This window comes from Faecalibaculum rodentium, assembly GCF_001564455.1.
GTDB lineage: Bacteria > Bacillota_I > Bacilli_A > Erysipelotrichales > Erysipelotrichaceae > Faecalibaculum > Faecalibaculum rodentium.
This window is the reverse complement of the sequence record NZ_CP011391.1, coordinates 561,247-582,664: the sequence shown is the minus strand read 5'-3', so window position 1 is coordinate 582,664 and position 21,418 is coordinate 561,247. Positions and strand designations below refer to the sequence as shown.

General features: G+C 44.4%; 25 protein-coding genes. All 25 read left to right on the top strand.

Annotation, left to right across the window (positions count from 1 at the left end; translation table 11 throughout):
• Positions 1-59: 59 nt before the first annotated feature.
• The 25 genes from aalo17_RS13285 to aalo17_RS02800 all read left to right on the top strand — a co-directional run bounded on the left by aalo17_RS13285 (position 60) and on the right by aalo17_RS02800 (position 21,414).
• The gene (locus tag aalo17_RS13285) at positions 60-368 is read left to right on the top strand and encodes a single-stranded DNA-binding protein (protein WP_067555404.1); all 309 of its coding nucleotides are present in this window, start codon (positions 60-62) and stop codon (positions 366-368) included.
• 23 nt (positions 369-391) lie between these two features.
• Positions 392-700 (top strand): single-stranded DNA-binding protein, encoded by a 309-nt coding sequence (locus aalo17_RS02920; protein WP_067555401.1) that lies wholly within the window; start codon positions 392-394, stop codon positions 698-700.
• A 203-nt stretch (positions 701-903) separates the two neighbouring features.
• Positions 904-1,497: a hypothetical protein gene (locus tag aalo17_RS02915; RefSeq protein ID WP_067555398.1), complete on the top strand. Its 594-nt coding sequence runs from the start codon at positions 904-906 to the stop codon at positions 1,495-1,497.
• A 212-nt stretch (positions 1,498-1,709) separates the two neighbouring features.
• On the top strand, positions 1,710-2,054 hold the full coding sequence (locus tag aalo17_RS02910) for a hypothetical protein (protein ID WP_067555395.1): 345 nt from the start codon (positions 1,710-1,712) through the stop codon (positions 2,052-2,054).
• A gap of 30 nt (positions 2,055-2,084) precedes the next feature.
• Positions 2,085-2,363, top strand: coding sequence for a hypothetical protein (locus aalo17_RS02905; protein WP_067555393.1), 279 nt, complete (start codon positions 2,085-2,087; stop codon positions 2,361-2,363).
• A 199-nt stretch (positions 2,364-2,562) separates the two neighbouring features.
• On the top strand, positions 2,563-3,225 hold the full coding sequence (locus aalo17_RS02900; RefSeq protein ID WP_067555390.1) for a DUF7168 domain-containing protein: 663 nt from the start codon (positions 2,563-2,565) through the stop codon (positions 3,223-3,225).
• A gap of 505 nt (positions 3,226-3,730) precedes the next feature.
• The gene (locus aalo17_RS02895; RefSeq protein ID WP_143385633.1) at positions 3,731-4,189 is read left to right on the top strand and encodes a plasmid mobilization relaxosome protein MobC; all 459 of its coding nucleotides are present in this window, start codon (positions 3,731-3,733) and stop codon (positions 4,187-4,189) included.
• Positions 4,190-4,193: 4 nt separating this feature from the next.
• Positions 4,194-5,768, top strand: coding sequence for a relaxase/mobilization nuclease domain-containing protein (locus tag aalo17_RS02890; RefSeq protein WP_067555384.1), 1,575 nt, complete (start codon positions 4,194-4,196; stop codon positions 5,766-5,768).
• Complete coding sequence (locus aalo17_RS02885) at positions 5,765-5,950, top strand: hypothetical protein (RefSeq protein ID WP_067555381.1); 186 nt, start codon at positions 5,765-5,767, stop codon at positions 5,948-5,950. Before aalo17_RS02890 ends, aalo17_RS02885 begins: the two co-directional genes overlap by 4 nt.
• A 239-nt stretch (positions 5,951-6,189) precedes the next feature.
• Complete coding sequence (locus tag aalo17_RS12775) at positions 6,190-6,492, top strand: hypothetical protein (RefSeq protein WP_067555378.1); 303 nt, start codon at positions 6,190-6,192, stop codon at positions 6,490-6,492.
• Position 6,493: 1 nt separating this feature from the next.
• The gene (locus tag aalo17_RS02875) at positions 6,494-7,270 is read left to right on the top strand and encodes a ParB N-terminal domain-containing protein (protein ID WP_067555375.1); all 777 of its coding nucleotides are present in this window, start codon (positions 6,494-6,496) and stop codon (positions 7,268-7,270) included.
• Positions 7,267-8,160, top strand: a complete 894-nt coding sequence (locus tag aalo17_RS02870) for a ParA family protein (RefSeq protein ID WP_075886291.1) — start codon at positions 7,267-7,269, stop codon at positions 8,158-8,160. Before aalo17_RS02875 ends, aalo17_RS02870 begins: the two co-directional genes overlap by 4 nt.
• A 2-nt stretch (positions 8,161-8,162) precedes the next feature.
• Positions 8,163-8,603 (top strand): single-stranded DNA-binding protein, encoded by a 441-nt coding sequence (locus tag aalo17_RS02865; protein ID WP_067555368.1) that lies wholly within the window; start codon positions 8,163-8,165, stop codon positions 8,601-8,603.
• A 33-nt stretch (positions 8,604-8,636) separates the two neighbouring features.
• Complete coding sequence (locus aalo17_RS12565) at positions 8,637-9,464, top strand: hypothetical protein (protein WP_145907463.1); 828 nt, start codon at positions 8,637-8,639, stop codon at positions 9,462-9,464.
• A 138-nt stretch (positions 9,465-9,602) separates the two neighbouring features.
• Positions 9,603-10,091 (top strand): hypothetical protein, encoded by a 489-nt coding sequence (locus aalo17_RS02850; protein WP_143385632.1) that lies wholly within the window; start codon positions 9,603-9,605, stop codon positions 10,089-10,091.
• A 151-nt stretch (positions 10,092-10,242) separates the two neighbouring features.
• On the top strand, positions 10,243-13,080 hold the full coding sequence (locus aalo17_RS02845) for a SpaA isopeptide-forming pilin-related protein (protein WP_067555356.1): 2,838 nt from the start codon (positions 10,243-10,245) through the stop codon (positions 13,078-13,080).
• Between the two features lie 15 nt (positions 13,081-13,095).
• Positions 13,096-14,979, top strand: a complete 1,884-nt coding sequence (locus aalo17_RS02840) for an isopeptide-forming domain-containing fimbrial protein (RefSeq protein ID WP_203225839.1) — start codon at positions 13,096-13,098, stop codon at positions 14,977-14,979.
• 3 nt (positions 14,980-14,982) lie between these two features.
• On the top strand, positions 14,983-15,813 hold the full coding sequence (locus aalo17_RS02835) for a class C sortase (protein WP_067555350.1): 831 nt from the start codon (positions 14,983-14,985) through the stop codon (positions 15,811-15,813).
• Positions 15,806-16,801, top strand: coding sequence for a prealbumin-like fold domain-containing protein (locus aalo17_RS02830; RefSeq protein ID WP_067555347.1), 996 nt, complete (start codon positions 15,806-15,808; stop codon positions 16,799-16,801). Before aalo17_RS02835 ends, aalo17_RS02830 begins: the two co-directional genes overlap by 8 nt.
• Before the next feature lie 77 nt (positions 16,802-16,878).
• A complete protein-coding gene (locus tag aalo17_RS02825) occupies positions 16,879-17,199 on the top strand; it encodes a hypothetical protein (protein WP_067555344.1) in 321 nt (106 codons plus the stop codon).
• Complete coding sequence (locus aalo17_RS02820) at positions 17,183-17,446, top strand: hypothetical protein (RefSeq protein WP_067555341.1); 264 nt, start codon at positions 17,183-17,185, stop codon at positions 17,444-17,446. The genes aalo17_RS02825 and aalo17_RS02820 overlap by 17 nt, the downstream gene beginning before the upstream one ends.
• A complete protein-coding gene (locus aalo17_RS02815; RefSeq protein WP_067555339.1) occupies positions 17,436-18,185 on the top strand; it encodes a hypothetical protein in 750 nt (249 codons plus the stop codon). The genes aalo17_RS02820 and aalo17_RS02815 overlap by 11 nt, the downstream gene beginning before the upstream one ends.
• Positions 18,182-20,311 (top strand): VirD4-like conjugal transfer protein, CD1115 family, encoded by a 2,130-nt coding sequence (locus aalo17_RS02810; protein WP_067555336.1) that lies wholly within the window; start codon positions 18,182-18,184, stop codon positions 20,309-20,311. Before aalo17_RS02815 ends, aalo17_RS02810 begins: the two co-directional genes overlap by 4 nt.
• 2 nt (positions 20,312-20,313) lie before the next feature.
• On the top strand, positions 20,314-20,526 hold the full coding sequence (locus tag aalo17_RS02805) for a hypothetical protein (protein ID WP_067555334.1): 213 nt from the start codon (positions 20,314-20,316) through the stop codon (positions 20,524-20,526).
• A 24-nt stretch (positions 20,527-20,550) separates the two neighbouring features.
• Positions 20,551-21,414, top strand: a complete 864-nt coding sequence (locus tag aalo17_RS02800) for a VirB6/TrbL-like conjugal transfer protein, CD1112 family (RefSeq protein WP_067555331.1) — start codon at positions 20,551-20,553, stop codon at positions 21,412-21,414.
• The last annotated feature ends 4 nt before the right edge of the window (positions 21,415-21,418 follow it).

Below are 21,418 nucleotides of genomic sequence, written 5' to 3'. Positions count from 1 at the left end.
GCATCTGCCTGCGGTCTGAAAGAAAGTGAAGACCGCACAAAGCGGCAGGAGGAAATCAAATGTTAAACGTATTTTGTATATCGGGGACTGTGGCATCGAAGCCTGAATGCATCGTCCAACCTAACGGAATTAAGCAATGTGTGGTTAAGGTAGCTGTAAAGCGTCCCTACGCAAATGCCCAAGGGATTTACGAGAGCGACCTCTTATTTCTGGAAACATGGCGTGGCTTGGCGGATACAGCATCTATGGTCGTTCCTGGAACATGCATTAACGCTACTGGACGTATAGCTGCCAGAATGAGCAAAGACGGATCTTCTGAACGTCCTCAATACGCATTTGTCGTAGAGCGGATGGATATAGTGAGCTAAGTAAAGCGGCAGGAGGTACTCAAATGTTGAATGTGTTTTGCATTTCAGGGACTGTGATAAATAAACCCGAACTTACTGTAATGCCATACGATATAAAGCAATGTGAAATTACGATTGCTGTAAAGCGTCCCTATGCAAATGCCCAAGGGATTTACGAGGATGATTTGATAACTCTGGAAACATGGCGCGGCTTGGCAGACATAGCCTCTTTGATTGCACCAGGTACCCGAATCAATGCAACCGGACGCGTCGATGCAAGGATTAATGAAAAGCGACCTACCGAGCGTCCTCAATATGCATTCGTCACTACCCGATTAGATATAGTGAGTTAAGGCGGAGTACTTCCCGCCTTTTTACTTTGGGCAAACTCACCTCGGGCTTTTTATGGATCCTATGCCCTTTATGACTTATATCTGCCGCAGGCTGCTGCCTGACCGTCAATGATAAAGTGCACGCTGAACGCGTCATTGACGGCGCAGCTTCCTGCGGCTGTAGAAAAAGTGAGGACCGCACAAAGCGGCAAGGAGGAATTGAAATGGGAGCGAGATTAGTTGTTAGCATTGAAAAAGGCGGAATTGAAATTTGTAATGTTTATTTTCATTGGTCTGCGAATACTCTGGATGCTTACCGAGAGATGCAAAAGCTGACTGACATTATTGAAACATCAGAAAAAACTGACCCCGTTTTGGCAATTATTTATGGACTGGCCAAAAACGGTGGAGGATTAACACCCGAGGATGAAGAGTTTGCAAAACGGCGGTGGCCTGATGAGGATATTCCAATTGCAAAGAACAGGAATGAAGGACTTGTGGCGGTTTCAGCGGAACAGATTGCATACTCTGAGAGGTGGGCAGAGGGAACCTCTACAATCTATCTAGATAACCATACCTGCATCAATCAACTTTATAACTATTATGACAGCTGGCAGGAAATGAAATTGGTGTACCAGCTAAACGATTACGATTGGCAGAAAGACTGGGATGAAGCTCACTTCTCCAACTTTTCAATGGTTAAGTGGCTTGGGAAACCGGTCCCTTGGGCACATCTTGATGATGCCATCAGTGAGATTGATGATAGTTTGGAATACAGAAATGAGTCTGGCAATCTCTTCTTTTTCGAGGAGTGCTGACCATTACAAAAGCGGGTCACCCCGCTTTTGTTTGTTATAGCCTTTTTATGGCTGATATGAAGCCTATGGTTTTTATGAATCTTAGGGTCTTCTATCGCCGCCCACCTCAGATCGGTCAACGGTAAACTGAACGCTTCGCGCCGTTGACTGGATTGAGGGCTGCAGCCGTGGAAAAAGTGAAGTCCGCGTAAGGACGATAAGGAGAGTTACTGATGAATCAAACCAATGTACTTGTTTTCTCTCGGGACGAGATGATTGCTATCCTGAAAGCTGTAGGAATTCTAGATTGGGAGAACTATGATCCCGATACCCCCTGGCTGACAAAACTATTTATCCTAGAACGGGACGCGAATTTTATTCCAAACGGCTATGATGCCGATAACTGGATGTCTGTAGAAGAAATCCTTGGACATGAGATAAACCTAGACCAGTATCTGAAAGTTTCTTCGTATTTGGATAATGAGCATGATACTCAAGCTATTGAAATCGCTGGATCAGTCAGTGAGTACCCATTTTGGATACCGATATTGGAAGCCATAGTGACGCCGGCTATCTAATTAACTATCATTACTGTAGGAGAATGCAAAATGGATCAGCTACAATTTATTACTGCCACTCATCAGAAAGACTACGAAGCTATCTGTGCTTCAAATGAATTAGACCCAGAACAATTATCCGACCGGCAGATGATAGTATTTCTAATGACAGTTGTTCCCGCTCTCTGCAATGATGATAATCTTCGGATATGGAATCCCGAAAAGGGAAAATTTGATGTCCAAACCTTCAGAAACATTGAGGATATTGAATATATATTTGCGCCGTGGGTACTGTACTATATATTCCGTGCGGCAAAAATTAATTGTTAATTCATAGAAATGGGGCATGATATAATGTCCCATTTTTGAGTCCGCTTTTTATGGTATTTATGACTTTCATGGATCTTATAAACCGCAGACAGCTGCTGAGCCGTCAATGATTAAATGCACGCTAACCGCGTCATTGACGGCTCATCTGTCTGCGGTCTCGTAAAAAGTGAGGACCGCACAAAGCGGTAAGGAGAACACTATGAATTACAAAGACAAAATCAGAAAACTGCTCGCACTTTCCAAAAGTTCAAACGAAAATGAAGCCAAAGCCGCCTTGCTGAAAGCCCGTGCGCTTATGGCAGAACACAAGATTACAGAACAGGAAGTTTTTTCCGAATGCCGTTCTACTATCGTCAGGAAAACGACTAAATATTCATGCAGTAATCGGCGGGATCCGTGGATGAGCATTTTGGCTAATGTTATCGCCAGTCACTATTGTTGTCGTTCTTATGGCGCTGTTGAAGCTGGCGCACAAACCCGAACAATCGGTTTCATCGGTTTGCCTGATGATTTTGACCTGTGTGTGATGGTTTTCGAATATGCTGTTGATTCAGTACGGTCTGCATTCAAAAGATTTAAAAAAGAGTTCTCCATGTTATCAACAAAAGAACTCCGTAAGATTGAGAATGGTTATGCATTTGGCTTTATCGCGGGCCTAAATGAAGCGTTCAAAAAACAGGATGAAGAATACCAGGACTATGCCTTGGTCCTTGTCACTCCACGAGAAGTTGAAAAGGAAATCGAAGGGATGAAAGTAAAACAGCACAATCTTAATGGCCGAATTTCAACCGCCAAGTATAATGAAGGAGTTGAAGACGGTCGAAATTTCCGGCCAGATCGGCGTATTTCCCCTACAGTCTAATTCCTTTTCACGCAGGTACGTCCTGCTTTTTTTGTACTTACGACCACCTCCAGGCGCGCCTATTTATGTATTTTATGGTCTTTGATTGTCTTTATGAACTCCGCTATACGGCCGTTTACATTCTATACTTTTATTTGCTGTCACCTTAAAGGTGTAGCAAAAACGGACTTCACACCACCTGAATAGGAGGAAGAGTGATTTTTTTTTAAGGCACGAAGTGCCTGATTATGATTTATAGGAAAATATAGGTTTGAAAGTTCGCAAGCAAGGGGTTTGTATCCACATTATCTGCGGATGTATTGTATCCACATTTATGTATCCACACCCCAATTTTACTTTCGGGGTGTTACCCCGAGCCCCTTTACGTCACATTTAAGTAGAGCTTTCATGTTTCGATTCTATCGAATTGGAAATGATGATAATATGCTATCATGCAATAAAACTAAGGCGAACACCAGCATAGGGTTCGCCTTTTATATTTGCGTTTGAGCCAGGAGGTGATGATTTGAAAGACCAGGAATTTCATATACGCTGTACAGCTGAAATGAAGAACCTCATAGCCCGCAGGGCAAGTATCTTAGACATCTCAATGACCTCTTTGATAAAAAATGCGACTCTATGTCCATATTTCATAAAGTATGAATATCCAAAAGAGGTGGAATCCTTAAAAATTGAGTTGGCAAAAATTGGATCGAATATCAATCAGTTGGTTAAGGCCATGAACGAGATCAATGCTATGTCTAAAAAATTTCACGATATAAATCTATATCTCGATAATCCTGATTATAGGAATCTTGCTGAAAATGCGGCTTCAATCATGAATACATTTAAAGAGTTCTCCAGTTCAGTTGTGCCTCAGCTTGAAACCCTGACAATCAAGCCAGAGAAAGTTTTCTATAGGGACGTTGAAATTGCATTCGAGGAAGATCCGAATTTGAAGGCAAAAATAGAAAGAGAGTTATAGTTGCATGGCAACTGTCAAGGGTTGGAGTATATCTGCCAGTGCATCCCAAGCGATCTCTTATATTTTGGATCTTAAGAACTCTGAGGAAAAAACAACAGGTGGGTACCTTGTCTATTCCAGCGATGCGAGAAACGGGCCTCCTCAACTTGCTTCAACAACATGGAAGGTGTGGAGAGAAAAGCGGCGAAAAAAAACCGGAAAAGAGGCTAAAGTGAAAGCCTATCATTTCGTACAATCCTTTGAACCTGGTTCTGTCACACCTGAAGAAGTATTTGACATTTCCAAAGAATGGGCTGACAAAATTACCGAAGGTAAATACCCTTATGTCCTGGCCGTCCATACCGACAAGCCTCACTTGCATTCGCATATACTAGTTCATCCTTATCAGAACGGTACAGGTAAGGGATGGGATATATTCTGGAAAAATGATCTTCAACATTTCCGTCAAATCTCTGATGCAGTTTGTAGAGAACACGGTCTAGGGGTCTTGCCACAGCAGTCTCCTAAATCTCGATCTTATTACGAATGGATGGCGGATTTTAACGATACACAGCAATCCACTGTGAAAAAAGTGATTGAATACCTGGCTCCGCGGTCAGGATCCTACCAGTCATTCAAAGATATTCTTCGCAAACTGGATTTTTCAGTGGAAGATGGCTCCCTGGATAACAACAGTAAAGATGGTGATCCATCCGTTTTTTCTTTTACGGCGAACCGAGTGCTACTTGATAAAGAGCGTACCACCGATACAACATACTACCTGAGAATTCCTAAGTCGCAGACCTATGTGCAGATTCCCGCTGCTGCTGTGAGATGGCATCGGAATAAGCAAACGATGAAGGTAACCTTGCCCATGGAAGCTGACTTCCCTGCTTACAGATATGGAAAAGAAAGCCGGGTGTCTGTTGCGGATTTATCAGAACATTTTGATAAGCAGATGGCTCAAAAGAAAAGATCTGGTCTCCGGATTAAACCCCCAGGTGCTCAGCGCTACTTGAAGACAAAATATATGGAAACCGCGAATGGCCAGCCCCTTGATCTTGATTCAGTAAAACTGATGACTAGTCAGGGGCGTTTGTCTCCACAGATGAAAAAGCTGCTGACAACCGACTCTCTTAAAGCCATCCACGAAATGCGCACAGAAATTTATCGCCAGGCTGGTATTAACACAATCCCGATGAATCAGCCGTGGAAAAAACGCGATGCCTGGCTGAACTACGTAGGGCAGCGGGCCGAAAACACTTGGCAACGACTGGAATGGGAGAGACACATGCGAACTCAAATGAGATCCCTTCCCTTCCTTCGAGACAATCGGTGCCAGATTGCGGAGGAGATTCGAAAACTGAACCAAACCATCGAGGATATTCAAACTTGTATCGGCGAAATGGAGATCCAAATGATTGAGAGTGACAGTGACACCCCCGAACATATTGAGCGATATAAGAAGGAAAACCTCATGCCTTTAGAAGATGCCAGGGACAAGTTGATCAAAGAGTTGGGACCATTGGATAAAGAGATACGGGAATTGGAACGCTACGAGAAATATCAAGAAAATAGAAAGGAGGAAAAAGCGAGATGAATGGATTGTGGATTTTTGTGATTGCGATTCTTGGGCTGCTTCTTGGATACTCTGCTGGCTATAACTCAAAAAGAGGAAAACTTCAGATTGAGGTCGATCGAATCGACTCAGCACGGAGAATACTTGCCGAAGAGCTTACTGTTTTACGGATGAGTTCAAATCTTCTGGAAAAAGAAAAATAATTCAGAAATTTGCTTGACACGATTTTTTCTGAATTTTTCGCGGCGGCCCACGCAAAAGCGTGGGCATATCTATATTTTTTTATGGACTTTATACTTGCACAGCAAAGCTGTGCCTCGAAGAAAGTGAGGTGTGGTTACAAACGCAAATGAATGCCACTAATGTGCATGTATATCGTCTTAAACCATGAGAGACTATTCATACAGAGTTTGTGAGCACATAGAATGTAGAGGATACGGTAATGAAAGTTAAAGAAGCAATCGGAAGACGAACTCTGTTTTCCGAACTAAAGATCGCTGGATCTGACAGCAGCATCATCTGCACAGAGTTGCCAGAGTACCAGGAAGTCATTTTGCAGAATGTCGGACCAAAGGAGGTCTTGGATCTTGTGTCGGTTTTGATTCGGAAAACTGCTGATGATTTAGATCAGCCTTTAGATGGGGTGCTCGATACAGTCTGGCAAAAAACAACCGCTGAACAGCTTTCCTGGCTTGAGAAGAACGATGCACAAAAATATCAGAATTTTGATGGAGGATGTTACTAATATGGGATTCAAGTCATCAGTCCAGCAGGCCATGACTCGTGGTTTTCGTAATATTTCGGTCGAGAAGATCCGTATCAACCCTGAAAATTTCTATGCCCAGACAGACTTTGAACAAGAGGCCATTGATCAAATGGCAGATTTGCTCAATGAGAATGGTCAGGATGCAAATATCCTCGTGTTCGCAGATCCTCAAGATGACGGCAAGGAATACACCCTGCTTTCTGGTGAAAGAAGATACAAAGCAGTTCTGAAACTTGTATCCGAAGGTAAATCAGATGGAATGATCCAAGCAAAGATTGAGGATGCACCTGAGTCGAAATCTGATGAGATGCTGCGGCTCATTCGTGGAAATGCACAGCGGACAAAAACTAAGGATATTCGGATCCAGGAAGTAAAATCTCTTCAAGCCATCTGGGAAGAGATGAAAAAGAGCGGAACTGCTGAAGGAAGGTTTGTGGACTGGGCTGGAAAAAACATCGGAATGAGCGCCCGGCAGATTTCCAACTATCTCAAGGAAGCAGCCGGGACTGGAGGAACGGTGGAGCCCGAAACCACAGAAGATGAAACTGACCAGGAGCAGCTGAAACTGGAAGAATTTCTGTCTGCTCTCAGCCGGGAGCTGAAGGATCACACAAATGGACAGATTCGCGTTAATAAAAAAATGCAACTGCAGGTGCGAAATGAAACGTTGACCGAGTTGGCACATCATCTTGAATGTTTAGAGTGTGCATCGCTGGCGGAGATGGTGAAGAAGTTTGAGAGAGGTGAATGGAAATGAGCAAAGCAAAGATCATTGCGATGGTTTCAAACAAGGGCGGAGACGGAAAAACGACATCCTGCCTGAATCTTGCCTATGGCCTGTCTAAGAGCGGCAAAAAAGTGTTGCTTGTTGACAATGATCCTCAGTCCAACTCCACTAGCATTGTTTTGGGCCTGTCTAAGAGCCTGACAACGCAATGTGCGCAGGAATATAAAGATACCTGGCAGCAGCTCGTTGATGACGGAGCAGACCCTTTTCTGGCCTCCTTCCAGGCTCTCGAACAGTACGTAAACAAGAATGACTTTGATGCAGACATCCATGATGTCATCGAGGGATCTGCATCCATCACCGATGCGATTCAGACGACAAAGTATGAGAAGCTGGACATCCTTCCTGCATCCCACAAGCTGGCCACATCGGACTTGAAGCTGAAGAGCAAACTTGCCGGCGCTCTGAGTGTGCTGCGTAAGGCGCTGAAACAGGTTGAAGATGACTATGACTACGTCATCATCGACAATCAGCCTTTCGAGAACTCGCTGACTCTCAACAGTCTCACTGCCTGCTATAAACAGGGGGATCTGGTTGTGATCCCCACAAAGATCGACAGAGGGGGTCTGGAGGGCACTTACAGTACCCTCAACAGCTGCTACAACATTCTCGATGAAGAGGAACTTGAGTTTGACGTTAAACTGCTGATTACGATGCGGAATCGGAATGGCGTTGACATGGCGTGGGTCCAGGCACTCAAAGACACCTTCGGAGAGGCGGTCTTCGATTCTGTTATCCGGTATCAGGCAAAACCGATTTCTACCGCCAGTCTCAATCACCAGGTCGTAATAGAAGCCTTCCCTTCCTCGCCGGTTTCGCACGACTATCAGTCTCTTGTAAATGAAGTTTTGAAAGGATAAGAATGAACCACGCTACATTTATGGGTTGGCTGGCTTTCGATCTTGAGTTGAAAATAGCCAAGTCGGGAACATCCTACCTAACCAACAGCCTCACTGTTCGGCGTCCGCATAAAGACGCTGAAGGCAATAAAGGGTATGACAATATACCTTTTATTGCTTATGGGAAAATTGCTGAAACGATTTCCCATTACTTGAAAAAAGGGGATCCTTTGCTTCTATCCGGATCAATGACATCAAGCATAAATACGATGAAAGTTCTTGATCCTACTACAGCCACTGTAAAGGACAAAAAAATTCAAAGTCTCAAGCTCAGTGTTGAAAGCTTTGAATTTGTCCCGACTAAAACTGGTGACCATTCTACAAAGGTCCAGGGTGAAAAGAAAAAAGAGAAGCGAGATCCTAAGGATCTCTACTATTCCGGCGATGAGCTGGCTGTTATTTAAGGATGAAGCGACTGATAACAAAAGGAATTGATTATGAATAAGAAGAAAAAGATGATCGCGGCAGCTTTGACTGCTGCTGTCCTGCTGGGAGTAGGGTGTGCAGCTACATTCCCTGCCCCGCAGGCAAAAGAAACCAAAGATAGTACTGGAACTGCAGAAACAACAAAAAAGGTCGCAAAGGCAACCAGCGATTCTTCAGGCTCTGCCAAAGATGATACTGAGACCCTGAACAACCCAGAAACAAAGAGTTCTGAATCCAAGACCGATACAGGTGAGACAAATTCAGAAAAGAGTGGCACGAATTCTTCCTCTGCTCGAAGTGCCACTGAAAATAAGTCTTCCACTTCTTCCTCCGATAAGTCCTCTTCTTCCTCTCCAACTGCAAACAGTTCTGTGGCTGCATCCGCAGACAAAAACAACTCCAGTAGCACAACCTCTTCCAAGCCAGCCACGGACAGCTCCTCTAGCAGTACTGCCTCAAAACCTGCTCATACTCACAACTGGGAAGAGCAGTTCAGGACAGTCCACCATCCGGAAGTCGGTCATAACGAGCAATACTTGATCAAAGCTGCATGGACTGAGCAAGTGCCAATTTACGGCATGGATGAGCGTACTTACTGTAGTTCATGTCACGCAGATATTAGCGATTTGGGACAATCTGGAATTGGCGATCATGTTAAGCAACATATGCTGGCTGGAGAAAACGGTGGATACTATAGCAAATGGGTACAAGTCGTTGTTGGTTACGAAACCATTTCCCATCCAGCTGAGTACGGAACACGATGGGTAGTGGATCAGGCTGCATATGATGAGCGCGTATCTACCGGATTCAAATGCTCAAGCTGCGGAGCAACAAAATAAGTCAGCAATCTGCTGCGAATTATGTGATTAAGAATTAGATGAGTATTTGATATGTTGTATACGTGTAAAGACTGCGGACACCAGGTCTCTGATACTGCTCGGTGCTGTCCTCAATGCGGCGCTGTTAACTACTACCATATGTATCGTAAACAGGAGTACGAGGAAAAAGTAGCTGAACAGCAATATAGACAGGTTGGGATTAACGATAGCCTTAGAAAAGCTGCGATTTCACTTCTCGTAGCAACCATCTGCTGGATTGCTGTATATGTCGTTGTGAGCAAAGCTATCGAAAAAGGTAATGATTGGGAAATGACATTGCTATCATGCTTAGGCGCTATCTTCGTTATACGGCTGTGCCTTTGGGCCCGTAGTTTCCTCGGAGGGATGGTTCTGTTTTTCGTCATATTTGGAATAGTAGCCCTGCTCGAAGAAGCTGCCGGTAGATTTAGCCATGGAATCGACAATATCCTGTTTGGCACCGTTGTTTTGTTCTGTGTCTACACCATAGCAATCCGGCCAATATGGCAGTTTGGCAAAGCCGTATGGCACTGGTGGAAATTGAACAAGATTGAATATACGGATGATGACAAGCTGGAAGCATTCTTGGAGAACGAATATAAATCATAGGTATAGGCGGTTGAAAAACCGCCTTTTCTTATCACATCTTAATCACATAATTGGTAGCAACTTTGCTACCTACCCAAATCCTCCTCCTGATTTGGGTTTTTTTTTGAAAGGAGTGACCAAACAAAATGGAGGATTTTAGAAAGGAAACACAATGAGAAGATTTAGAAAATTTTCGGCATTCGCGCTGGCTTCTGTCATGGGCTTAGGTGCCGTTGCCTCTGAATCCTTTGCCGTAAATGCAGCCGGTGAAGAATCCCCTCAACTCACGATTGAAGTAGAGGGCCCAGGAACGGTTTCTGTTGACTACGATGACGTATCAAGAACGATCACTGCCGCCAAAACTTTCGAGGAGCACCTGGCAGCTGGAACTGTGCTTGATATAAATGCAACGGCCGATGTAAACGCAGAAGTTGCTTCCGTGAAGATTGATGGTAAAAATCATGAGTTATTTTCCGCAGGACCTCACTATCAGTTTGACTGGAAAGTTCCTGAGGGTGACTCTGTAATTTCGGTTGAATTTGCAAATATCGCCAATATCCAGGAAGGAACTGCATCAAAAGAAAGAACTGCAACCCCGGAAACTGAAGAAACGGCTCAAGTTACATCAGGCTCCCCAGTTGAAGAGGAAGATGCCGTGATGGAAACAGTGACTCAATCTAAACTCGAGCGCCAGTTCCAGCTCACTCCCGAAGAAGAGAAAGCCATTACTCAATACCAAAAGGGCGATTATACAAGCGCCCTTGAACTTCGAAAGAAAAAAGTAGAAGAATACGATCTTCAGGAGGTCGTGGATAGTGACTATTTCTTGACGGAAGAGTTTTTACAGAATTACGGCATTTATGGAACTTCGTGGAATGGAATGTTGATTCTTGACCCGAATGTTCGTCTGGATTATGAATCAGAACCCTATATCAATATGCAGAGAAGTGCAGGAGGAACCGTAACAAATCTTACGATTCACTATTGGTATTATGGCGGTGGCGGATACATGGATGGGGGCACCTGGGATATAGCAACTCCTAACCACGGCAGTCAGCTCGCTTTTTGCGCTAACGGTATGCAGTCCCCTCCTCCTGCAGGAACTACTTTCGGAACTCCTGTTAAGCAGAACAATGAGAACCTCCGTAAGGCTTTATATTATGGCTACAACGGGCCCCAAAACAAATTAACAAACTACTCGAAAGAGCAGCAGGTAATCTTCACTAACGACTTGGTGTCAATGGCAAATACGGGCACATGCATATCTGCCAACATCGGTGGGGGCTGGATTTGGAGAGACTATGTTTCATCTATTTGGAATCAGCTGCAGAGCTGGCCGTCTCCACCTTCTGACTTTGTGGCTTATATTGCTCCGACGAGCGGCTCAGGAATGAACTGGCAGGGGATCACCACTCCCTATCAGCCGCTGGCTTATGGCGTATATGAGGAACAGAAAGGCCATCTGTCCTTACAAAAGCAGTCAAGTAATACGACTATCACAGATGGGAATAATTGCTACGACTTCACTGGTACGGAATATACGGTATACGACAAGAATAAAAAGGCTGTAGGAAAGCTTACAATTCCCGACAACAGCAAAGATAACTGGTCAAATATTATCGAGCTGCCATTCGGTGATTACACCTACAAGGAGACAACAGCCGGAAAAGGATACGCTTTGGATCCTACCGAGTACAAAGTCACGATTGGTCCAGCTGAAACGCATCCTGCAGGATATGTTAATATGCATCATGTTTACGCTAAGGACAATCCGCAGTCTGATCCTATTGAAATCCTGCTACAGAAAGTGGACAGTCAGACTGACCAAGGCAAACCGCAAGGATCCGCTACTCTGGAAGGAGCGGAATTTACTGTTAAATTCTTTGCAGGTATCAATCCGAACATTGATGGAACTGCCACTAGAACGTGGGTAATTCGTACAGATAGTGACGGATTTACATATCTTGATGATGCCCACAAAGTCTCCGGTGATGCTTTCTATAAAAACTCTAAAGGCATTGTTGTATTACCGTTGGGCACAGTGACCATTCAGGAAACCAAGGCCCCGCAGGGTTATTACATTAATAATGAGCGTTTTGTTCGTACAATCACGGCTTCTGGACAAGCAGAAGATGTAAAAACTTATAACGCTCCGAAAGTACCTGACGTAGTTAATGAGCTGATTCTTACCAAAGTGCAGATTGGAACTACAGTCCCTGTTGGCGGAACAATTTATACTCACACTAAGCCGGATGGATCTACCGAGGATCTTACGACAGATGAGAATGGCCAGATTAAGCTGGTCGGTCTAGCTCTCGGCGAGCACAAAATTCTGGAAAAAACAGCCAGTGCTGGCTATGTTGAAAACCCCCACGAAGTCGTTTTTAAAGTTACTGAGACAGGCATCACAATGATCACGGATCTGACTGACAAGAATATGGAGTGGTCCGCTGGGAAAAATAGATCCCCTGAGTACGGCCTTAAAGTCAACGAAGAGGTCAAGGAATACGACCTGAAACTGATCAAAATCAATGAGCATGACAAGATCTTGCCAGGAGCCGAATTCACGATCTATGAAGACGAGGACTGTACAAAGGCGATTGAAACTCTAACAACAAATGAAACTGGTGTTCTTGTTTTTGAGAAGTTGGAAGACCGGAAAACCTACTATTTTACAGAGACCAAGGCCCCTGCGGGGTACCGAATCCCGGTTGATAAAAACGGGGACGCGCATGTTTACGAACTGCGAGCTGAAGCTACACCGGCAGAAGGTACATTCAACTTTTATGTTGACGGTGTCAAATATACGGTTGCCAATATCGATGGATCAATTCATCTGGAGGATGGAAACGGGACAACCATCATCGCCATTACTGTGATCAATTACACTTCAGGAAAACTCCCGGAAACTGGCTCTAATTGGACAATTAAACTTATTGGAGCAGCCATCATTTTTGGCATTTTTGGCTATGTGTTCTCGAAGAACAGAAAATGCAAGACGACAATTTAGAAAGAAAGTAGATTGATGAGAAAAAGTTTTTACAAAACAGCAGCCATTAGTTCAATGGCTCTGACAGCCATGCTTTGCGGTGGACCCACCGCTTTTTCTTTTGGTTCTCCCATTGTAGCTCATGCGGAAGAATATGCCTTAAACCCGACTTCTAACACGCCTAATGGCATTGCGAGTCTTGGAACCGGAACAGCCAGCATTACGATTACTGCAAATACTGGTCAGACTCTGCTGGGAAAGAAATTCCAGGTGTATCAGTTATTCACAGCTGAAAATTCCAAAGATGGCGAGTCAATCAATTATGATGTAAATCCTGTTTATAGATCCGCTCTGCAGAGTGTTGTAGGCACTGCCCTCAAGTTATCTACTGATTCTGTAAATGATTACCAGATCATTGATTATATTCAGTCCCTCAATACCAATCCTGTCGAAGGTGCAAATGCAAACCAGACAATTGAAGGATCCTACAGCGATTTCCGTTACTTTGTGGAGGATCTTAGAGATGAGATCAAAAAGCAGGGTATTACAGGTTCGTCCGTGACAGTCACTCAGACTCAGGCCAATGGATCCATCCAGATCGGTGGTCTGGACTACGGATATTACGTCGTAGATGAAGAAAATGTAGGCAATAACGGCGGGCACTCAGCTGCATCAATGTGTATCGTTTCCACGGCTAATCCTACAGCCTCCATCAAGATCAAATCGGACTATCCACTGGTGGAGAAGCAGATAAACGAAGATGACAACGGAATCGGATGGAATGATGTTGCCGATTTTGAAATCGGTCAAACTGTCCCCTATCGGTACCAGACATCAGCCCCGAATATGAACGGTTATCACTCTTACTATCTCGCTTTCTGGGACAACATGGATCCTGCGCTTACCTTTGATCCTGCATCTGTACAGATCACGATCAAAGGATCCGAAAACCCCAATCAAGCTAACTCAGCACAGAAGACATATACACTCAAATCTGGCGAATTTAACGTAAATGAGTCAGTTTCAGGTGCAACGTTCCGTGTTGAAATTGCGGATCTGAAAGCCATTATTGATCGCGAATTCCCTGGTGGTCTGAATAATAACAACGAAAACGTTTATGGTCAGAAAATTGAACTGACATACAATGCGAGACTGAATGATTCGGCCGCTGATCAGACTGGACGTCCTGGCTTTGAAAACCAGGTCCGTCTCGAATTCTCTAACAATCCTGACTCTAATGGCACCGGCGAAACAGGCTTTACACCCTGGGATACCGTAGTGTGCTTCACATATAAAGTAAACGGACTGAAACTGAACAACTATGACAAAACCCTGGAAGGGGCTAAATTCCGCCTGTATAGCGATGCAGATTGCCAGAATGAGGTCTACTTAAAGCAAGGAACAAATGGCTATATCGTCATCAACCGAGATGCGGTAGGCGGCACCGATCACACCGGTGGCGCTGTCCCTGCAGAAGCGGTAGAGATGGTGTCTGACGCTAACGGTGTATTCAATATCTATGGTTTGGACCAGGGAACCTATTGGCTGAAAGAGACCGCGGCTCCTGATGGCTACCGCCCGCTGCTGGATCCCATTGAGCTCACTCTGAAGCCGACATTCACGACCGACCGAAACTCTTATGTTGAAGGCCAAGGAGCAACGGACCAGATCCTTGTTAATCTGGAAGCTACTGCCACAGTTAAAACATTCTACGGCGGCCTCGAAAAGACAGAGAATCTGGTTCTAGAAGCTAACGCAGAAGAAGGAGCCGCCAATATCACAGTCATCAATGAAGTTGGATCAAAGCTGCCTATTACTGGTTCCAACTGGACACTGATCATGCTTGGAGCAGGTGTCGCTATGGGAACGGTTGGTCTGGCTGTAAGCAAAGGCAAGAAGAAGCAGAATAGCGAAGAGTAATCGATGAAAAGGAAGATATTCTCCAGATTGTTTTTTGTCATCGGTTTCCTACTCTGTGCTGCCCCTCTCGTCTTGGGCCTTATCGCTGGATTAGAGCAAAAAAGTGTGATCAGTAGTTTTAACCAGACTGTATCAGCCAGCGAGAATACAGCGGAAGAGGCTTTAAAAAATGCCGATGAATACAATACTCGGTTGTGGCAGGCACAAGGGGCCATCGTGGGAAATGCTGATGCTGAATTCTACAGCGACGAGAACTACGAAAGTCAGCTGAATCTGGCTGGAACAGGTCTGATGGGATCCATTTCTATCCCGAAGATCAATATCAGCTTGCCTATCTACCATGGGACGGATGATGAAGTGCTTTCCAAGGGCGTCGGTCATCTTCAAGGTTCAAGTTTACCTGTTGGCGGCGAGAATTCACGAAGCGTTCTTACAGCTCACCGCGGGCTTCCAAATTCTAAGCTATTCACCCGGTTAGATGAGCTGGAAACGGGTGATCTGATTTTCCTTGACATCTCTAGCCGAAAGTTGGCTTACGAAGTGGAGAATATCGAAGTTATCGACCCCGAAGATATGGACAAGCTGCAAACGGTGGGTGGTAAAGATCTAATAACACTAGTGACTTGTACTCCCTATGGGATCAACACCCATCGGCTGTTAGTGACAGCCCATCAAGTTCCCTACTCAGAAATGGCTGCACAGGCAGTCATGCCTGCTCCCCCTTCCTGGCGGGAACTGATATTTGCTTCATTACCATTCATTTTCATTTTTATAGGTCTATATAGACCCATTAAAGATTTTTTCCATAAGCGAAAGGAGAGAACCTATGAATAGAAAGATCAGCGCGGCATTGATCACTGGGATGGTTGCCGGTGGTGCACTTGCCGGATCTCACACAATTCTCGCTGAAAGTGACAGGACTCCGGATGTTACGTTAGTGCCTGAAAAGGACCTGACTAAGGTTCCTGAAAACGGGCTTGGCAGTATCAGCATTGAGCTGACGGAATCCAAAGACAATCGCCCGCGTGATAATGTCAAATTCGGTCTTTACAAGGTAGCGGACGTCATTAATGGTGAGTACGTCCTGAATGATGATTTTGCACAATCTGAAGTTGATCTCAACGACATCAAGACAGCTAACGATATGGAGGAAGTTGCCAGAAAGCTATCGCGGTTCGCTGATGAGTCGCTGGTAACAGAACTGGTGACTGACTATCAGGGAAAGACCAGAGCCGATCAGCTGAGTGTAGGCGTCTATCTGCTTCAGGCGGAAGATATTGCGGGTTATGAATTCATTGCCCCGTTCTTGATCGCCATACCCACATGGGATGATGTAGATGAGTTGTTCTTATATGATGTAGATGTTTTACCTAAACACGATCAGCTGCCAAAAATTGCCGTTGATAAGGTCGATGCAGCTACAGGTGTAGCTATCACTTCAAACGACTTTCAGTTCACGAGTTATTCTGACCCTGAGTGCAAAGAGAAACTCGATGTAGTAGCTGGGAACATTACAGATGGGACGGCTACATTTGAGGTCGATTACGGCATCACCTATATCAAAGAAACTGGCGCCCCAATGGGCTACATGCTGTCTGACGAGGTTGTCAAAGTCGAGATCAATGACGAAGGAATGTATGTCAATGATTCAAAGGTGGATCCAGGTGATGACCTGATCTATCACTATGTCTACAACAACACTCTTTTGGGAGGTGCCAAAACTGCTGTTGGGACCAACGCTGGACTGCTGATGGCAATCGGCGGTGCATCAATCGTGATTGTAGGTATCATCGCGATCAAGATGAAAAGAAAGCAGAACTAGGACTGGATGAGAACTAAGAAATGGCTGAGTCGGATGCGAATCTAGCACCGACTTTTATTTGTTAGAAAGGAGAATTTATGGCAAGAAAAGCTAAGGCACCAAAACCACCTACTGTTGAAAATCTAAAGAAAGAGCGAGAAACACTTATGCAGCGCACAGATGCTCTGCGAGTCGAACTCGCTGAAAAAGAAGATCGTTTAAAAACACTCGATGATCAAATCAAGAAATTCGAGCGATACGAAAAACAGATCCTGAAGTTGAGAGAGCAGCAGGCTGCTCTATTTAATAAGGTCGAAGACCGGGAAGAAAAATCTGTTTCAGATGGCAACATTGCAACCAACTATGTGAAAGATGATATAAATTTTTTTGTAAATGAGGACCATGAAGAAGACTACTGATCTTGTAGCCGCATATAACAAGACTTGGGCAAAGATCGGGATTATTCTTCTTATTGTTCTGGCCGGCTCAATTCTTCTGCGAATGACGAGTTTGATTGATTATTATGCGATTAATGTGCTGACCTCAATTATAATTGCAAACAGTTTCTGGATCATCATCATCGCAATTTTGTTGTTTGTCGCTAACATTTGCGAGAGGCTCAAGTTTGAGCAAACCAAAGAGAAAGAGAAGAGAAATGTCGATTGATAACGAAGTCAAACATGCTGCAGGCAGTTCAATTACAATTGCCGTGCAGGCAGGGACCAGCGTTGTAAAAGCGCTCAGAGATTTTCTGAACGCTTTTTATTTGGCACAACTTGCTCACGGAGATTCGGTTTACTATAACGTCTTGCACGGAAAGAGGCACTACGGGTCTCAGTTTAAGAAAGAGTCCAGTCTTGAAGAACTTAATTTGCTCTCAAAAGACAGTAGAACGATGAAGATAGGAATTCACGATGAGGACAGGAAACTTATACAGCGTGAATGCAAAAAGATGAATGTTAACTATTTTCTGGCCAAACGTCCTGCCAACCTGGAACAACTCTACCAAGAGTTCGTTTCAGAACCCGGATCAGTAACGGGCAAAGATGGGGAACTGCTGGATAAGTTCCTTTTAAAAGAGCCGAGGCTCGATGAACACGGGAACCTGGTCCTTAATAAAAGAGGTTTGCCGATCATGGACCTGAAAATCGGGGCTGACAGAAAGCCGGTATTGATTGATGCGGAACATCTCCTTGCTTTTGCGGAATGCGATATACCGAAATGGGAGTATATCTGCCGTAAGCTGGAAGCTAGAAACAGGACTCACGTACCCTTGAAGCAGAAATTGCAAACACTTAAAATCAATGCTTTGAGAACCCAGAGAGAGCACGAGACATCTACAAGGGATGCCAAAATCTCTAAATCTAGTCAGAAGAGAAGCACAGGAAAGGAGGTGAGTCGATGAGCGAAATAAACCCAGCTGTTGGGTCTGAAGAATATGAAACTCCAGAGCATTCAGGCGAAGAAGGTTCTAACAGAAAAAAGAAATATTCTTCGATTCGAATGAAACCGTTTCTAATCTCCGTAGCAGCCTTTTTCGGATCCTTGTATCTCTACGGTACTCTGGCTTTTACCATGAGGTTGCTTCCAATGGTTCAGAATTCAGAGGAAGCATTTACCTATGGATTAACCAACGGATGGCGTCTTAGAGAGGCGGGCTTCCATCCGATGGCTTTCATGGCCACAGCACTTATTGTAATGAGTATAGGATGGCTCATTTGGGCCGAAATTCAGCGATCAAAGAAGAACCTACGTCCCAAAGAAGAGCATGGGTCTGCAAAAAACGCAAAACTGGAGGAAGCTAAAGTCCTGGCAGGCCATGACCGGACGAAGGATATTCTTTTATCCAAAAATATCCGACTCGACATGAATACTCGAAACACAAATCTCAATGATAATGTCATGGTAATTGGTGACTCTGGGTCGTGGAAAACCATGTCGTACGTTAAACCTAACTTGCTGCAAATGCATTCAAACTATGTTGTGCTGGACCCTAAAGGGAGTGTTGCCGAAGAAGTTGGCAACGCCCTGAAAGTAGGCGGCTACGACATAAGGTATTTGAACCTGGTTGACATGGGCAAATCTATGGGATATAACCCATTTCACTATTTTTTTGAGCCGAATGACATACAGAAATTTGTCGTCTCACTGATCGAAAATACCACGTCAAAAGAAAAAACCGGCGGTGACGATTTCTTCGTCAAGGCTGAACAGACATTTATCGTTGCCCTTGTATTCTTTGTCCAACATGTTTTTAAGGATACGGCAGAACAAAACTTCAACACTGTGATGGATCTCTTGCTCCTTGCAGAAGCCAAAGAAGAGCAAGGCGCCGACACTTTTAAGTCAGAATTGGATCTACTATTCGAGCAGCTCGAAAAAGACTTGGCCGAGTGCAGAGATCAAGGCGCAACATGGGAAGAAGTGCAGTTTGGAGAGCTTGCTGTGAAGAACTACAAGATGTTCAAAATGTCCGCTGGAAAAACAGCTAAAAGCATCCTTGTATCTGTTGGTGTTCGCCTGTCTGTATTTAATCTCCCAGGGCTGAAGAACATCCTGAAAGAGGATGAACTCCATCTTGAGAGAATCGGCACCCCACTGGTTATGAATAAAAATGCCCATGATGATCTATCTAAAGACATTACTCGCAGCCACTGGGAAAGCCTGACGGGCAGAGACTATGAAAAAATCGATCCGGATCAGCTACGAAAAACTGTTCTGTTTGTAATCATTTCTGATTCGGACAGAACTTTTTCTTTTCTGGCATCAATCATCCTGCAGCAGGTATACGATCAGCTGTACCGTGCGGCGGACGGACGTAAGGACCACGCGCTGCCAATCCATACTCGCATTATCAATGACGAGTTTGCTACGACAGGTAAGCAGCTTGATATAGACATCAAGACCGCCACAATGCGGTCCCGTAATATCTCAGCGTCATTTATTGTTCAGGGTTTGTCACAGCTTAAAGGGCTCTACGAAAAACAATGGGAGGCAATTTTTGAGAACTGTTCAACCACGCTGTTTCTGGGTGGAAAAGGACCAACCACAACTGAGATGTTATCCAAGCTGATTGGTAATGAAACGGTCATTTATAAGTCGAAAACCGTCTCTAAAGGGCGAAGCGGTGGATACTCGGAAACAGATCAGATCTATCAGCGGCCTCTTTATGGAGCTGATGAAATCAACCGAATTCCTACAAATCACTGTCTGGTCCACATACGAGGACGACAAATCTTCGAAGACGAGAAATACACATTGATGGATCATCCAAATATTGAAAAAACGATCCATGGGCCAGATGGCGAAGCGAACAGGTTTGATGTCGCAAGTTATCGTGAACTGCTGCAGCCGCTTGAGATTGCAAGATCCAGATCAATTGACGACTTGGATCATGATGACTACGAACACGGCTATCTTGATGAAAACCTTTATACGGGAGCGGCAATGATCTACATCAACAGCAGCCAGTTAGAAGAGACCATCGATGATCTTCTGCTGGAATACGAAATCAAAAATAGGAGGAATTAATTATGGATTCAATTACTAACATGTGGACTATTCTGTCTAAAGCTGGTCAGACAGCAGGTATTGTTATTTTCTGCTTTGCCGTTATTAAGCTGATCATCTCTGCGCTTAATCATGATAGCAATCAGATTGGTTCCAACGTCTTTCTGGCAATGGCAGGCGCTGCTGTCTGGTTCATTTTCGGCATTCTTGCCGGCCTTAATCTGAACTTCGGCTAAGCCGAAACTCCCAGGAGAAGATGAATGATTGAGTTCCTGAGCGGTATAGTCGAATTCATTACAAGTTTGGCTACGTTTGACTATGCAAAAATTCAAGAAATCTTTAATCTGGCAGCCTTACATCCTAATGGTTCAAATCTCACTGATGGAGTATCATTCCCTGCGGCTTCCCTTTGGGAAACTGCACAAAATGTATCGTTGAAAGCGGTGGCACCAGTAGCAGTGACCGTATGTGGTATTTTCTTTGCGATGGAGCTCTTCCATCTGCTGAGCCGCAATCAAACCAGTGGTATCGACATGTTTTACTCGATTATCATGACCCTGCTTAAAATGGCAATTTGTGTTGTTGTCGTTAAGAACATGACCGGTATCATCTCGCTGTGTTTTTCGTTGAGTACCGAGGTAGCCAACAATATTGGAAAGATGATTACCATCGAAGAGATGTCGTCAATCAACACAGAAGAGCTTGTTACCGAAGCAATGAAAGACGCCGATCTTATGAATAAATTCTTCGCAGGGGTAACAGCCTGGTTCTGCAATGTGGTGATCAACATTGCGCTGACTTTGGCATCGATTGTCTGCCAGCTGCGTTTTATTGAGATCTATATTTTCGTTGCTGTTGCCCCAGTTCCCTTCTGTACGTTTTGTAGCTCAGAATATAAATCTATCGGTGTTTCTTTTCTCAAGCGACTTCTTGCGCTTGGACTGCAGGGAGCTTTCATCATGATTGCAGTTTACTTTTTCATGACGATCATAGGAGCTATCCAGCTTGAAAGTGTGGGAGACATCTTCACTCTCTGCTGGACCTATGTAGGTTTTTCCTTGCTTCTGGTCATCGCCATCTTCCAAACCGGTGGATGGGCCAAAAGTTTACTGCAAGTCAACTAAGGAG